Here is a 13,733-nt window from a genome sequence, read left to right on the forward strand (position 1 = left end):
TGAGGGTTGAAACCGCGCATTCTAGCAGGGGGTTATGGCTTGTCCCAGTGGCTGGAAAAGATAAAAATGGCGACCATCCAACGGGAGGGACATATGTTTCGTTTAGGACTCATCATCAATCCGGTCGCCGGCATCGGCGGCGCGGTCGGTCTCAAGGGCAGTGACGGCATGGTGGCCGAGGCGCTGGCCCGTGGTGCCGTGCCCAAGGCTTGCGAGCGGGCTCGTCAGGCGCTGCTGCCACTGTGTGAACTGGCGGAGCGCTTCGAGCTGCTGACGGTGGCGGGGGAGATGGGGGCCGGGCTTGCCGGCGAGCTCGGTCTGCCCTGTCGCATCGTCTACCAGCCCGCCACTGTGCCCACCACGGCGGCCGATACCCGCGCGGCGGCGCTGGCGCTGCGCGAGGCCGGCGTCGATCTGCTGCTGTTTGCCGGCGGTGACGGCACGGCGCGGGACATCTGTGCGGCGGTGGGGGAGTCATGCCATGTGCTGGGCATTCCGGCTGGCTGCAAGATCCACTCCGGGGTGTACGGGGTGACCCCCGCCGCCAGCGGCCGGGTGGCGGCCAGGATGATCGCAGGCGAACTGCTGAGTCTGGTGGATGCCGAGGTGATGGACATCGACGAGGAGGCGTTTCGCGCCGGCAAGGTGCGCGCCCGCCACTATGGCCAGCTGCAGGTGCCCGGCGATCTGCGCTACGTGCAGGCGGTCAAGCAGGGGGGACGGGAGTCCGAAGAGCTGGTGCTGGCGGACATCGCCGCCGGTGTGGTCGAACAGATGGAGCCCGATACCCTCTATCTGATGGGCTCCGGCAGCACGGTGGCGGCCTGCATGGCGGAGCTGGGTCTGGAAAATACCCTGCTCGGTGTGGATCTGGTGGAAAATGGCCGGCTTATCGGGCAGGATCTCTGCGCCGCCGAGATCCTGACCCGGATCCGCGGTCGTCGCTGCCGGCTGATCATCACCCTGATCGGCGGTCAGGGACATCTGTTCGGGCGCGGAAATCAGCAACTGAGTCCAGAGGTGATCCGGGCCGTCGGGCGGGACCAGATCCAGGTCCTGGCCACCAAAGCCAAGCTGGCAGCCCTCGATGGCCGTCCGCTGCTGGTGGATACCGATGATCCGGCGCTGAACCGGTCGTTAAGTGGTTATCTGCGGATCACCACGGGATACAAGGATCAGGTCATCTACCCGGTGGCCAACCCGGAATAGGACATCAAGGATGCGGCTGGCCTGGCGCCAGAGAGCCGCGATCAACCGGATCGCGGTTCCACTCCCCCGAATTATTTTGCCGGCAATCCCGGAAAATGAGGCTGCGTTAAATGACGATTCATGAATTTGAGCACAAGTTGTTGGGACTGATAGACAGCATGGTGGCCACGGCGACCGATGACGAGCTGTTTGCCGGGGGCTACCTGCGCGGCCACATCTCGCTGGCGGTGGCGCGGGCCGAGCTGGAAGGCAAGACCCTGGTGCGGGATGTAAAGAGCTATGTGCTGCGCAGCCTGAACGAGGCCATTTTGCAGGGTGAACTCTCGGAAGAGGATGAGAAGCTGGTGCAGGCGATGTGGATTCGTTTGCAACAACAGGCAGAAGCTTGATCGGTTACACAGTTCAAACAGAGGTTTAAGTTTATTCTTCCCTGAGGTTAGTGAAAGGTTAATAATAAGTTTCGCCTTTTGTTTCAGGGATTAAACTATGGCTTCCTCCTCGCGTATTGCCAATAAACTGCCGCTCGAAATGCTCTATCACTGGGAGCGGCAGTCTCCTGACAGAGTCTATCTGCGTCAAACCATCAACCGAGAATACGTGGACTTCACCTGGGGCGAAGTGGCCGACGAGGCCCGCCGCATGGTGACGGCACTGCGTCAACTGGGGCTGGTGGCCGGCGACAAGGTGGCACTGCTTTCCAAGAACTGCGCCCAGTGGTTCATCGCCGATCTCGCCATGCAGATGGGGCAGTACGTGAGCGTGCCCATCTACCCCACCGCCAACGTCGATACCATCGAATACGTGCTGCGCCACAGCGAGGCCAAGGCCATTTTCGTCGGCAAGCTCGATGACTGGAAAAGCCAGGAGGCGGGGGTGCCCGCCGATCTGCTGCGCATTGCCTTTCCCTATGACACTATGCCGGCGGCCCACCAGTGGGACGAACTGCTGGATCGCCACGAACCGATCCCGGACAGCCCGGTGCAGGCGCCGGACGCCCTGCTGAGCCTGGTCTACACCTCCGGCAGCACCGGCAAGCCGAAAGGGGCCATGCTGAGCGTCGAACGTTACGCCTGGTCGTGCGAGAAGTTGGTGGAGACGGTGGGCCTGACCCAGTCCGACCGCGGTTTTTCCTATCTGCCGCTCGCCCACATCACAGAGCGGGTCTACATCTACGGCGGCAGCCTCTACGGCGGCGCCACCATCGCCTTTCCCGAGTCCCTCGATACCTTCATCGAGGACGTCAAACGCTGCCGTCCCACCGTGTTCATCTCGGTGCCGCGGCTGTGGGCCATGTTCCGCATCAAGATCCTCGAGAAGCTGCCTCAGCAGAAGCTGGCGCTGCTGCTCAAGATCCCCTTCGTCTCGGGCCTCATCAAGCGCAAGCTGCAAAAGGGGCTGGGGCTGGATCAGGCGCGGGTACTTGGCTGCGGCTCGGCGCCGGTGTCGCCGGCCCTGCTTGAGTGGTACCTGAGCATCGGCCTTCAGGTGACCGAAGCCTGGGGCATGACCGAAAACCACGCCTACTCCACCATCAACTACCCGTTTAGGGCCGACAAGATAGGCACGGTCGGCAAGGCAGGGATCGGGGTCAACATCAAGATCTCAGACGAGGGGGAGATCCTCTGTCGCTGCGAGGGCATGATGCTGGGCTACTACAAGGATCCCGAGCATAGCCGCGAGGCCATCGATGAAGAGGGCTGGCTGCACACCGGCGACATGGGCAAGCTGGATCGGGAGGGCTACCTCACCATCACCGGCCGCATGAAGGACGTGTTCAAGACCGCCAAGGGCAAGTATGTGGCGCCGGTGCCCATCGAAGGGCTGCTGGGCCAGGAGCCCATCATCGAGCAGCTGTGCGTGATCGGCTACGGCATGCCGCAGCCGGTGGCGCTGGTACAGCTGGCTGAACACGCCATGAAGGGGGATCGCAATCAGGTCAATGCCCAGCTGGAGGCGGCCCGCAACCGGGTCAACGAGCAGCTGGAGTCCCATGCCAAGATTCGCGGCATCCTGGTGGTGAAGAGCCCCTGGAACATCGAGAACGGGGTGCTGACGCCCACCATGAAGATCCGCCGCCACCTGCTGGAGCAGAAGTACGCGAACCTGGGTGACGCCTGGTCCTCTTCCCAGAGCATCGTCTGGGAGTCCTGACGGGGGATCAGCTGATCACCACAAAACAACAAGGGGAGCCACTGGCTCCCCTTGTTGTTTCAGGCCATGGCCGATCAGACCGCCTGATACTCCAGTTCGACCGAACCGAGCGCCTTGAGGGTGGCGCGGGCGGAGTCCTGCTGGCTGATCTGGCCATCCTTGCTCTCCAGCAGCACGGCGCGGCGGATGGTGGCGAGATCCTCGCCGCCCAGCACCGCATGGGCGCAGGCCATCTGCATCGGCGGCAGGCTGGGGTTGAAGGCGGCGTTTTCGGCGTAGCGGCCGCAGAAGATGCGACCGTCGGCGAACTGCAGTGCCACTGCGGCATAACCCTGGCTGTAGGGGGCGTAGCTCTGGCGGGCGGCGGCCAGCGCGGCCTGCCACAGCGGATCATCGCTCTCAAGCTGGAGCTCGTCGTGGGACTGCGGGCTCATCAGGGCGTCCGTGATGTCCAGATCCGCCGGGCCGAACGAGTGGGGCAGAAAGGATTGCAGCGCGCTCAAGTCGTCCGGCAGGGAGACCTTGAGGGTCTTGGCGGTGCTCAGCTCGTTCATGAACTGGCGGCAGTGACCGCAGGGGGTGTAGTTGACGGTGATCTCGGAGATGCCGGTCTCGCCGCCCAGCCAGGCGTTGGAAATGGCGGATTGCTCGGCATGCACCGAGTGGAACAGTCCCTGGCCGGCGAACTCCATGTTGGCGCCGAAATACCAGTTGCCACTCAGGCCGCAGGCGATGGCGCCGACGAAGAACTTGGAGATGGGGGCCACCGAGCAGGCGGCGGCCAGTGGCAGCAGGGCCAGGCGCAGGGCGCGATCGTCAAGACCGGTAGCGGCTTTCAGGGTCGCGACCTGATCGGCGGTGAAGCGGGCCTGGAAATCATCGCCCAGCATGGGCAGCAGGGCTGCTTTGAGCGGAGCGGACAGGGTATCGAGTGGCTTGGCAAAACGGGGATGCATAGTGTGTCCTCAAAGGCCAATTGGGGGGCCATTGTAGGGAGCAAGCTCGGCTAAATGTGTGAGCGTGCTCACGCCCTGACGGGCAAACGGAGGGGGATGTTAATGGAAACGTTTGTCTTGTGCAAATTGTGCGGCAGGTCGCACATCGGCGGGCCCGCAGGCCCGCCGCAGCGGAAAAGGGTGCGCTTCAGCTCAACCAGTGGTAAATGGCAAACAGCAGGGGCGCCACGGCGGCGGTGAGGATGCCGCATACCACCATGGCCAGCGAGGCAAAGGCGCCCTGGGTGATGCCCTGCTCGGCGGAGGTGGCGGTGCCGATGGCGTGGGCGCAGGCGCCCATGGCCAGCCCCTGGGCTTCGGGGTCGGTGACCCGCATCAGCCTGAGCAGGGGGAAGCCGACCAGGGCGCCGACGATCCCGACCACCACCACCACGGCGGCGGCGATGGCGGGAATGCCGCCCAGCGACTGACTGACGCTCATGGCGAGCGGGGTGGTGATGGATTTGGTGGCGAGCGAGGCCAGCAGTGCCGGATTGGCCCCCATAAAATGACCGATAACCAGGGTAGTGCAGACCGAGATCAGGACCGAGCTCAGGGTACAGATCAGGATGGGTTTGAGCCTGGCCTGGATCTGGCGGGCCTGTTGATAGAGGGGCAGCGCCAGCGCCACCACCGCCGGCTCCAGCAGGGCCGTGATGGGGCGGGTGCCGCTCTCGTACTGCTCCAGCGGCAGATCGAACCAGAGCAGCAGGCCGATGATGACGGCGGTGGGCACCAGCACCGGGTTGATGATGGGCCAGGGCAGCTTGCGATAGAGGGCCCGGGTGGCGAAATAGAGCGCCAGGGTCAAGGGAATGGCCAGCCAGAAGATCATCTGTTCATCCTCTGGTAGAGACGGCCGACGGTGCCGAGGATCAGCACGATCCCGAGCACGATACAGAGCATGATGAGGCCGAAGGATTGGCGCAGCGGCTCCAGCCAGGCCACCAGCCCGACCGCCACCGGCACGAACAAGACCCCCATGTGGCGCAGCAGCAGGCCGGCGCCCTGCTCGACCCAGTGCAGTTTCACCAGTTGCAGGGAGAGCAGCACGAACAGCAGCAGCATGCCGATGATGCTGCCGGGAAAGGCGAACGGCAGGATGGCTGCCAGGGCTTTGCCCGCCAGCAGGCAGGCGACGATGACCAGAAAGTCACGAAGGTACAGCAAGGCACGTTGCGCGATCACAGGAGCCCCATCTTGGTAACGGTAAAGTAAGGAATACGCCAGTCTACCAGAGAGACAGGGTCGCGGCATTAAAACAATAACAGCTGAAATCAGTTCGTTTGAGGCTGATTTAATTGAAGATTTTCAGATAGAACCCTTTTCGAACCACAAGGAGTCGCCATGACATCTCTCTTGTCCCGCCTGCGCCAGCTGGCGGACGACCACCATCTCCCCCCTTCGTTGCTGCAAACCCGCCAGTGGGAAGGCCCCCTGTGCCGGGTGCGGCTCGACAACACCGGCAGCAGCGAGGCCCGGGTCGGGCACTGGACGCTGTTTGACGGCAAACTCGGCCTCTCGCCTGCGAGCGCCATCTACGGCGAAGGCTTCCAGATGCTGGCCCAGACCATGGGCAGCTGGCAAGCGCTGCAACCGGTCGGTCGCTGCCCCGATGCCGGCGTCTATCGCATCACCGACGATCAGGGCTATCACACGGTGCACAACCTGCTGCTGGTGGAGCACGACAGGGGCTGGCTGCTGCTCGCCTTTGCCAGCTGCCAGCGCTTTGGCGGGGAGTTTCGGCTCTACCCCGATGGCCGGCTGCAGATCCTGATGAACGGCGAGGGGCGTGCGCTCCCGGCCGGCCAGTTCTGGCAGAGTGAGGCGCTGCTCTGTCTCGAGGGAAAAGATCGGGAGGCGCTGCTGGCCGAACTGGCGCAGCGGATCGAGGCCGAACATGGCTCGCTGATCGGCCAGGTTGGCGATCGCCCCAGCGGCTGGTGCTCCTGGTATCACTACTACGCGGACGTGAGCGCCGCCGACATTCGCGAGAATCTGCAGGTGCGTGCCGAGCGTTTCCCGGCCCTGCGCTACGTGCAGATTGACGATGGCTATCAAGCGAAAATGGGCGACTGGCTCACCCCGTCGGCCAAGTTCGAGCAGGGGGTGGCATCCCTGGCCGCCGAGATCAAAGGCGCCGGTTGCGAGCCGGCTCTCTGGGTGGCCCCCTTTATCGCCGAGCCTGGCTCCCAGGTGTTTCAGGAGCACCCCGACTGGTTCGTGAAGGGGGATGACGGGCTGCCGCTGCCCTCCGAGCGGGTTACCTACGGCGGCTGGCGCTGCACCCCCTGGTACGTGCTGGACGGCACCCACCCAGAGGTGCAGGCTCACCTCGAGCGGGTGTTCCGTACCCTGCGCGAGCAGTGGAGCATCCACTACTTCAAGCTCGACGCCAACTTCTGGGGCGCCATCCACGGAGGTCGCTTCCACGACCCGGCTGCCACCCGGGTCGAGGCCTACCGGCGCGGCATGGCCGCCATCCTGCGCGGGGCGGGCGAGGGGGCCTTTTTGCTCGGTTGCAACGCGCCCATCTGGCCAAGCCTTGGCCTGGTGCACGGCATGCGGGTGAGCGATGACGTGGAACGCCACGGCCATCGCTATCGCCAGATCGCTCGCGAGGCCTTCTGCCGCGCCTGGCAGAACGACCGGCTGTGGGCCCTCGATCCTGACTGCATCTGCCTGCGGGATCTGCCAAGCCAGCAGGCGAGCCCTGCCGAGTACCACTTCCATCTGGCGGCGCTGGTGGCAAGCGGTGGCATGATGCTGGCCGGGGACAGGCTGCAGGATCTCGACGAGGTTCAGGCGGCGCAACTGCGCAAGCTGCTGGAGCTCTGCGCGGCGCGGGCCCCTTGCGCCCGTTTCGAGTCGATGGACTTTGCCTGCGGCGAGGTGAGCCTGCCCGAGGGCGGTACCCTGCTCTGCCTCTTCAACTGGGAGGCGCAGCCTCAGGAGTTTTTGCTGCCGGCGGGTGGCGAGGATTTCTGGGATGAGGGGGCCGTCGGCACTGCGCTCACCCTGCAGGGGGGTGAGGGGCGGGTGATCCGCTACCGCTGAGCAGGCTGGCACTCATGATTCAGGCTCCCATGGGAGCCTGAATTTATTGCGAAAGAGGGCTGCTGGCCTTGAGTCAGTAACGCCACTCGAAGCCGATGGCGTAGTTGGCGGCGCCATAGCCCGGGATCTCGTTGCTGGAGAGCAGGGCCTTGAAGGTGAGCTGCGCCGTGAGCGGAATGCCGAGCCCCATGCCGAGGGCTACTTCGTCGTTGGTGTTGCCCATCATGTCGGCCCGGATCATCCGATAGAGCGACATGTCCTGGCTCATGTGCACATAGCTCTGGGAGGCGCGGTTGTAGAGCTGGCCGAATACCTCCAGCTGAAAGCCGGCCTGGGGAGTGATGGCCAGCGGCACGCCGACGAAGTTGTAGAGATCGGAGCGGTTGAAATAGCTGTTGGTGATCTGGGGGGTGAAGTCGGTCTGCCGATAGAGGCGACTGAAGTTGCTCTCGATCAGCTCATAGGTCTGCTGCGGCAACTGCAGCAGGTAGTCGGGGATATCAAAGCGCACACCCGCCATGCTGGTCGATGGCAGCAGGGCGCAGATGAGCAAACCAAAACCGGATAATCCTGAACGCATCGGATGAGGCATCCCCAAGGGTCGATAGGCCAACCGGCCGTTAGTGCAATGTTAGCGCACAAATAATTGAAACATCAGGAGTCTTTGCTCCCCTTCCCATTATGTCGCGGGGCGGGGGAGCGTACAGTCATTTAACCGTGAGGCGGGTCACATCTCACAGATTTTCGAGGTAGTGATAGAGGCTCTTGAGGATGGTAAAGTTCCGATCGTTCCCCTGATTCTGCTCAGCCAGCGCCTCGAGGCGTGGCACATAGTCCGGCAGACGGCGGCTGAAGTAGTCGCTGCAGTGTAGTCGCCAGCGCTTCTGCTCCGGTTCGCTCAAGGTGTGCGGCCAGTTGCGGGCGCGGTAGCGAAACAGCATCTCCGGCAGCCGGGCGTCGGTGAAGGCAAACTCCCGCTCGCCCAGCAGATCCGCCGGGGTGGCGCGCACCAGATCCATGGTGGACTTGTCGCCGTGACCGAAGAAGCCGGCGTAGAGCTGGGTATCGGGATCGCCGTCATTGTTGCCGGTAAACTCCTGATTGAATACCTCCACCAGTTTTTCCCGCACTTCGGGGTGGGCGCGCAGCAGATCCAGGCTCTTGCGGCACTGAGCCCGGTCGATGCCAAGCTGGTCCGCCCGCTCCGGCGTCAGGGTGGCGGCCGGCGCCAGCACAGGGCATTTGTTGATGTGCACCAGCTTCACCGGAATGCCGGCAAGATCCCCGAGATCCTCTTTTTTGGTGTAGAGGCGCTCGCGTATCTCCTCGCTGGTGAGCTCGATGAGCGGGGTGGGGTCGCGGGTGAGATCCACCATGATCACCGCGTTCTGGTTGCTGGGGTGCCAGGCGAGCGGCGACACCCAGCTTGCGCACCCCTGCCAGGGGGAGAACATGCCGGAGATGTGTACCAGCGGCTTCATGGTCACCACGTCGATGAGGGCCTTCACCTTGTTCTTGTTGCGAAGATCAAAGAGATAATCGAACAGCTTGGGCTGGGCCTTTTTTACCAGCCTGGCCATCTCGATGGTGGCCAGCACGTCGGAGAGCGCATCGTGGGCGTTGGCGTGGGACACGCCATTGGCGACGGTGAGCTTCTCCAGTTTGAAGCTCGGCTTGCCCTCTTCGTCAAACGCCCACTCGATCCCCTCCGGGCGCAGGGCGTAGCAGGCCCGCAGCATGTCGAGAATGTCCCAGCGGGAGTTGCCGTTCTGCCAGCTGTAGGCATAGGGGTCATAGAAGTTGCGATAGAGGGTGTAGCGGGTCACCTCGTCATCGAAGCGGATGCTGTTGTAGCCCAGCACGCAGGTGCCTGGGGTGGCGAACTGCTCGTGGATCTGGCGGATGAAATCCGCCTCGCACAGCCCGTCCTTCATCGCTTTTTGTGGCGTGATGCCGGTGATGAGGCACGCCTCCGGCTCCGGCAGATAGTCCGCCGGCGGCTTGCAATAGATGACCAGCGGCTCGCCGATGAGGTTGAAATCCGCATCGGTACGAATGCCGGCAAACTGCGCCGGTCTGTCCCTGGCCGGGCTGATGCCGAAAGTCTCGTAATCGTGGAAGTAGAAGGTCGGCTCGCTGCCGGCGTGTGCTGTTTTGCTCATGTTGCTCGAGAGGGATATCCGATGACGGCGGCGCCTGGCGCCTGGGTGGGGGTGCCATGCACCTCGGTTGCCTGCATGGTAAACCATAGCGCAGGCAGAGCGAAGGGCAGTCGTCGTGGTTGGCGGTTTATTGGCCGCGGCAGGTTGGCCAGCCCGGTGAGATGAGCAACGCCATGATCTTCTAAGACAAAGGCATGGCTCAACGGCTTCTCTGGCCGCGTCCGCCAATGTGCCAGACATCGAGGATGGATGCCCAGCCTGGCGATCGCGGCCGGGCACGGCAGGTTACTCCTCGTCGATGGCGGCAAATCGTGCCACCAGATAGTCGATCAGCGCCCGCACAGAGGGGAGCAGGCCGCGCCGGGAGGGGAACACGGCGTGGATGAGTTCGGGCTTTGGCTCCCAGGCGGGCACCACCTTGATCAGGGTGCCGGCATCGAGCTGCTCCCGCACCATCAACAGCGGCAACTGCACCACGCCGATCCCGGCCAGCGCGGTGCTGCGCAGGGCCACCATGTCGGTGGTGACGAAACGGGGTTGGTGGGCGAGCTCGACATGGGCCCCCTGCGGCCCGAACAGCGACCAGACATAGTGCTGCCGTGGCGCCCCCAGCCCCATGCTGGGCCAGCCGTGCAGATCCGCCGGCGCGGCAGGCAAGCCCCGTTGTGCGACGAGTGCCGGGCTGGCCACCAGGCACTGGCGACGCTGTGCCAGTGTCCGGATCACCAGTTCGCTGTCCTGCAGCGGTGGCGGCCTGACCCGGATCGCCACATCGACCCCTTCGGCGATGGGGTCGACCCGCCGATTGGTCCCTTCCAGCTCGATCCCGATCTGCGGGTGACGGGCCATGAAATCCGCCAGCATGGGGCCGATATGGGTATGCAGCAGGGCAATGGGGCAGCTCATGCGGATGAGACCACAGGGCTCGGCCCGGGTCATCTCGATGGCAGCCTGCGCCGCCTCGGCCTCCACCAGCATCCCCTTGCAGTGCTCGTAATAGGTACGGCCCAGCTCGGTCACCGCAAACTGGCGGGTCGAGCGTTGGAGCAGCCGCACGCCGAGCCGCTCTTCAAGCTGTGCTATCCGGCGGCTGAGGCGGGATTTGGGCATGCCGATGGCGCGGCCAGCGGGGGCAAAACCGCCGTGATCCACCACCTGGACGAAGTAGTAGAGATCGTTCAGATCCTGCATAGGGCGCTCTCATCGTTCCAAAAATAGGACGCTGATGCCTAATTTAGCAGTCTACCCACCTGTTCGTCTCGAAACTATGCTGTCTCCAGTGTTCAATTCCACCGGATATGTCAGGAGCGACAGATGAAAAAGATCCTCGGTGTCTACAGCGCCCCCCGTCCTCACTGGGTGGGCGACGGCTTTCCCGTACGCTCCCTCTTCTCCTACAGCAGCCACGGCAAGCAGTTGAGCCCGTTTCTGTTGCTCGACTATGCCGGCCCGGCCAACTTCACGCCGACTAGCCAGCCGCGCGGGGTGGGTGAACATCCCCATCGCGGTTTCGAGACGGTGACCATCGTCTACAAGGGCGAAGTGGCGCACCGGGATTCGACCGGTCGGGGCGGCGTGATAGGCCCGGGTGACGTGCAGTGGATGACCGCCGGCGCGGGTATCTTGCACGAGGAATTTCATGCCCCGGCCTTCAGCAAGTCAGGCGGTGAGCTCGAGATGGTGCAGCTGTGGGTGAATCTGCCGAGCCGGCACAAGATGACGCCGCCCGGTTACCAGCCCATCCTGGCACGCGACATTCCGACGGTGGCACTGGCCAGCGACGCGGGGTCGGTACGGGTCATCGCCGGCGAGTTTGAGGGGGTCCGTGGCCCGGCCCATACCTTCAGTCCGCTGCATGTCTGGGATCTGAGTCTGGTACAGGGCAGCATCAGCACACTCGAGTTGCCCGAAGGCTGGACCGGCGCGCTCATCGTGTTGAAGGGTTCGGTGCAGGTCAACGGCAGTGCCATCGCCCGGGAGGCGCAGATGGTGGTGCTGGACCGGGCAGGGCGGCAGGTGCTGATCGAGGCAAACAGCGACGCCACTGTGTTGCTGCTGAGCGGCGAGCCCATCGAGGAGCCCATCGTAGGGCACGGCCCCTTCGTGATGAACAGCCATGAAGAGATAGTGCAGGCCATCGATGACTTCAACAGCGGCAGATTCGGCGTGATGCCGGAGTGATAAATGGACAAGGCCCTCGCAGAAGGGCCTTGTTTTTATGATGCTGCGGATCAGCGCTGACGGGCCTTGAACCTGGGGTTGCTCTTGCAGATCACGAACAGCTTGCCGCGGCGGCGGACAATCTGGCAATCGGGGTGGCGCGACTTAGCTGATTTGAGGGAAGAGAGGACTTTCATGACTGCGCTTTTCCTTTGTTGAAGAACTGACCGAAACGCTGGCCGAAGCGGGCGACCTGACCCTCCTTGCTGACCTGCTTCTGCTTGCCGGTATAGAAAGGGTGTGACGCACTGGAGACATCCAGCGTCACATAGGGGTAGATGTTGCCGTCTTCCCACAGCTTGGTGCGATCGGTCTTGAGGGTGGAGCCCACCAGAAAATAGGTGTTGGCGGTCAGGTCGTGGAACAGAACCTGACGGTACTCGGGATGAATGTCTGGACGCATGATGGTTCGCTCTGTGTGATTCAGTGTTATGTTATAACAATAAGATCATGCCTCCGTTGAGAATCAATATCAACAACTTTTTGCACGGCATCAGGGTTGAGCGAGGAGAATGAAGTTGCTGCGTTGCTGCGTTGCTGCGTTGCTGCGTTGCTGCGTTGCTGCGTTGCTGCGTTGCTGCGTTGCGCCGTTTGCTCGATTGACCGCTTGAATAGGCAGCCAAATGCATCAGGGGGAGAAGGTCTGGCAGGAAAGAGTTTTTGGTCAGCCGCTGGCGCCCTCTTTACTTTTGACTTTCACTGTATAAAAATACAGTAAAAATCATGGAGAAGTATCCTATGCGTCTGGAAATCATCATCGACAAGAAACATCAGGTGCCCACCTCGACCATGGAGGCGCTGCGCCAGGAGTTGCTCAAGCAGCTGGGCGAGAAATTCCCCGACCTGCATGTTCGCGTCGCCCCCGGTAGTGCCATGGCATTGACCGTCAGCCGGGCCAGCAAGGAGGAGAAGGAGCTGGCGGAAGCCATGGTGCAGGAGGTGTGGGAGAACGCCGACAGCTGGATGCCGGAGAGTGCAGCCTCCTGAGCCAGGCGTCGAGCATATGAGAATTGGATAGACAGAAAAAACGCGGCCACGGCTGCGTTTTTTGTTTTCGCGGGATGGGAGCCCGTGCTTGTCGAGCCTTCAGCCCTTAATCCTCAAAGCCTAGAACAGGCAGTAAGCGTTAGAGCCCGGCCCAGCGTTTGAGGCTGTTGACCTGCACCCGCTGATCGGCCTGGGCGATGTCGCCGCTGGCCCGCAGCGCCTTGAGGGCGATGGGCAGGGCGGCGCGCACTTCGCTGGCCGTCATGCCTGCCTGCAGGGCCGGGTGATAGGCGAGCTTGAGCAGCACGTAATCGAGCCCGGTCGGAAAACTGTCGATACTGTTGTCGTTGAAGATGGAGGGAAACACCTTGTCCGAATCGTTGGGCAGCCCCATCACCTGAGTGAGCTCCTCCACCACGCAGTCGAGGAAGCGCCCCTTGGCCCGGCTGTAATCCACCGGAATGATGATGGTGGCGCGGGCCATCTCGCGGCGGGTATTGGTGGTGAAGTTGGCCATGCAGAGCCCCTCCTTGAGCGCCGTCTTGACGGAGGCATCCTGCCCCATGGTGCGCTGGGCCCAGCTCGCCATCTTGGCGCGCTCGGTCATGATCAGGGTGATGTTGGGTCGCTCGCTGACCAGGGCGATGGGGCGGCCTATGATGCCGGCCAGATGCTGGCTCTGCACCCTGACCACCTCGCTTTGCAGCGCCTTGTCGCCAAACTCGTTGACCAGCTTGAGCCGGATAGGCTGCTCCCAGCGGGAGAAGCGCACGTTCTGTTCGTGGCCGTACTCCCGCTTCATGGCGATCTCAAAGAAGCTTGCGGTGAGATAGGCATCGCTCTGCCAGCGTTCAGCCGCCGAGAGGGAAGGGCTCAGCAAGAGTGCCGCCATCAACCAGCGGGCAAGTGGTCGGCGCAACGGGGTCATGTCTCCTCCTTGAAACCTGCGATG

At 63.0% G+C, this 13,733-nt stretch carries 15 protein-coding genes; 6 read left to right on the top strand and 9 right to left on the bottom strand.

The features are described 5' to 3' along the window. Positions 1–93: 93 nt before the first annotated feature. From PG897_RS02820 to PG897_RS02830, 3 genes are all read left to right on the top strand, one after another. Positions 94–1,209, top strand: coding sequence for an ATP-NAD kinase family protein (locus tag PG897_RS02820; RefSeq protein ID WP_024941349.1), 1,116 nt, complete (start codon positions 94–96; stop codon positions 1,207–1,209). 110 nt (positions 1,210–1,319) lie between these two features. Beyond that, positions 1,320–1,598, top strand: a complete 279-nt coding sequence (locus PG897_RS02825) for a YfcL family protein (RefSeq protein WP_005300108.1) — start codon at positions 1,320–1,322, stop codon at positions 1,596–1,598. Between the two features lie 97 nt (positions 1,599–1,695). Next, positions 1,696–3,360, top strand: a complete 1,665-nt coding sequence (locus PG897_RS02830) for an AMP-binding protein (protein ID WP_010634196.1) — start codon at positions 1,696–1,698, stop codon at positions 3,358–3,360. 74 nt (positions 3,361–3,434) lie between these two features. Here the strand turns inward: PG897_RS02830 and cdd are convergent, their stop codons facing one another. The 3 genes from cdd to PG897_RS02845 all read right to left on the bottom strand — a co-directional run bounded on the left by cdd (position 3,435) and on the right by PG897_RS02845 (position 5,543). Beyond that, on the bottom strand, positions 3,435–4,316 hold the full coding sequence (gene cdd, locus PG897_RS02835) for a cytidine deaminase (RefSeq protein ID WP_017779977.1): 882 nt from the start codon (positions 4,314–4,316) through the stop codon (positions 3,435–3,437). Positions 4,317–4,503: 187 nt separating this feature from the next. Then, on the bottom strand, positions 4,504–5,190 hold the full coding sequence (locus tag PG897_RS02840; RefSeq protein ID WP_024941350.1) for an LrgB family protein: 687 nt from the start codon (positions 5,188–5,190) through the stop codon (positions 4,504–4,506). Next, complete coding sequence (locus PG897_RS02845) at positions 5,187–5,543, bottom strand: CidA/LrgA family protein (RefSeq protein ID WP_017785392.1); 357 nt, start codon at positions 5,541–5,543, stop codon at positions 5,187–5,189. The genes PG897_RS02840 and PG897_RS02845 overlap by 4 nt, the downstream gene beginning before the upstream one ends. A gap of 159 nt (positions 5,544–5,702) precedes the next feature. Here PG897_RS02845 and PG897_RS02850 point away from each other — a divergent pair, with 159 nt between their 5' ends. Continuing rightward, on the top strand, positions 5,703–7,412 hold the full coding sequence (locus tag PG897_RS02850) for a glycoside hydrolase family 36 protein (RefSeq protein ID WP_024941351.1): 1,710 nt from the start codon (positions 5,703–5,705) through the stop codon (positions 7,410–7,412). Between the two features lie 73 nt (positions 7,413–7,485). Here the strand turns inward: PG897_RS02850 and PG897_RS02855 are convergent, their stop codons facing one another. The 3 genes from PG897_RS02855 to PG897_RS02865 form a co-directional block, all read right to left on the bottom strand. Continuing rightward, positions 7,486–7,992, bottom strand: coding sequence for a hypothetical protein (locus PG897_RS02855; protein ID WP_005300120.1), 507 nt, complete (start codon positions 7,990–7,992; stop codon positions 7,486–7,488). Positions 7,993–8,146: 154 nt separating this feature from the next. Beyond that, on the bottom strand, positions 8,147–9,574 hold the full coding sequence (sbcB, locus tag PG897_RS02860) for an exodeoxyribonuclease I (RefSeq protein ID WP_043171575.1): 1,428 nt from the start codon (positions 9,572–9,574) through the stop codon (positions 8,147–8,149). A 285-nt stretch (positions 9,575–9,859) separates the two neighbouring features. Continuing rightward, positions 9,860–10,765: a LysR family transcriptional regulator gene (locus PG897_RS02865; protein ID WP_024941605.1), complete on the bottom strand. Its 906-nt coding sequence runs from the start codon at positions 10,763–10,765 to the stop codon at positions 9,860–9,862. Positions 10,766–10,888: 123 nt separating this feature from the next. Between PG897_RS02865 and PG897_RS02870 the strand changes: the two genes are divergently transcribed. Beyond that, positions 10,889–11,755, top strand: a complete 867-nt coding sequence (locus tag PG897_RS02870; RefSeq protein ID WP_024941604.1) for a pirin family protein — start codon at positions 10,889–10,891, stop codon at positions 11,753–11,755. Positions 11,756–11,805: 50 nt separating this feature from the next. On the opposite strand, the gene ykgO is transcribed toward PG897_RS02870, so the two are convergent. Together ykgO and PG897_RS02880 are read right to left on the bottom strand one after the other, a co-directional pair. Beyond that, positions 11,806–11,931: a type B 50S ribosomal protein L36 gene (gene ykgO, locus PG897_RS02875; protein ID WP_005300174.1), complete on the bottom strand. Its 126-nt coding sequence runs from the start codon at positions 11,929–11,931 to the stop codon at positions 11,806–11,808. Beyond that, positions 11,928–12,197 carry a type B 50S ribosomal protein L31 gene (locus PG897_RS02880; RefSeq protein WP_024941603.1) on the bottom strand — a complete coding sequence of 90 codons (270 nt, stop codon included), beginning with the start codon at positions 12,195–12,197 and terminating at the stop codon, positions 11,928–11,930. Before PG897_RS02880 ends, ykgO begins: the two co-directional genes overlap by 4 nt. 335 nt (positions 12,198–12,532) lie before the next feature. Here PG897_RS02880 and PG897_RS02885 point away from each other — a divergent pair, with 335 nt between their 5' ends. After that, positions 12,533–12,781, top strand: a complete 249-nt coding sequence (locus PG897_RS02885; RefSeq protein WP_005300177.1) for a DinI family protein — start codon at positions 12,533–12,535, stop codon at positions 12,779–12,781. A 139-nt stretch (positions 12,782–12,920) separates the two neighbouring features. Here the strand turns inward: PG897_RS02885 and PG897_RS02890 are convergent, their stop codons facing one another. Next, positions 12,921–13,709: a DUF2927 domain-containing protein gene (locus tag PG897_RS02890; RefSeq protein ID WP_024941602.1), complete on the bottom strand. Its 789-nt coding sequence runs from the start codon at positions 13,707–13,709 to the stop codon at positions 12,921–12,923. Between the last annotated feature and the right edge of the window lie 24 nt (positions 13,710–13,733).

Source organism: Aeromonas sp. QDB20 (genome assembly GCF_027707805.1).
GTDB lineage: Bacteria > Pseudomonadota > Gammaproteobacteria > Enterobacterales > Aeromonadaceae > Aeromonas > Aeromonas dhakensis.

Bases quoted from the DNA above. Each gene is read 5' to 3' on its own strand.
- ykgO (WP_005300174.1), bottom strand. From the start codon at position 11,931: ATGAAAGTCCTCTCTTCCCTCAAATCAGCTAAGTCGCGCCACCCCGAT.
- PG897_RS02885 (WP_005300177.1), top strand. From the start codon at position 12,533: ATGCGTCTGGAAATCATCATCGACAAGAAACATCAGGTGCCCACCTCG.
- PG897_RS02850 (WP_024941351.1), top strand. From the start codon at position 5,703: ATGACATCTCTCTTGTCCCGCCTGCGCCAGCTGGCGGACGACCACCAT.
- PG897_RS02865 (WP_024941605.1), bottom strand. From the start codon at position 10,765: ATGCAGGATCTGAACGATCTCTACTACTTCGTCCAGGTGGTGGATCAC.
- PG897_RS02890 (WP_024941602.1), bottom strand. From the start codon at position 13,709: ATGACCCCGTTGCGCCGACCACTTGCCCGCTGGTTGATGGCGGCACTC.
- PG897_RS02855 (WP_005300120.1), bottom strand. From the start codon at position 7,992: ATGCGTTCAGGATTATCCGGTTTTGGTTTGCTCATCTGCGCCCTGCTG.
- PG897_RS02830 (WP_010634196.1), top strand. From the start codon at position 1,696: ATGGCTTCCTCCTCGCGTATTGCCAATAAACTGCCGCTCGAAATGCTC.
- cdd (WP_017779977.1), bottom strand. From the start codon at position 4,316: ATGCATCCCCGTTTTGCCAAGCCACTCGATACCCTGTCCGCTCCGCTC.
- PG897_RS02870 (WP_024941604.1), top strand. From the start codon at position 10,889: ATGAAAAAGATCCTCGGTGTCTACAGCGCCCCCCGTCCTCACTGGGTG.
- PG897_RS02840 (WP_024941350.1), bottom strand. From the start codon at position 5,190: ATGATCTTCTGGCTGGCCATTCCCTTGACCCTGGCGCTCTATTTCGCC.
- PG897_RS02825 (WP_005300108.1), top strand. From the start codon at position 1,320: ATGACGATTCATGAATTTGAGCACAAGTTGTTGGGACTGATAGACAGC.
- sbcB (WP_043171575.1), bottom strand. From the start codon at position 9,574: ATGAGCAAAACAGCACACGCCGGCAGCGAGCCGACCTTCTACTTCCAC.
- PG897_RS02880 (WP_024941603.1), bottom strand. From the start codon at position 12,197: ATGCGTCCAGACATTCATCCCGAGTACCGTCAGGTTCTGTTCCACGAC.
- PG897_RS02820 (WP_024941349.1), top strand. From the start codon at position 94: ATGTTTCGTTTAGGACTCATCATCAATCCGGTCGCCGGCATCGGCGGC.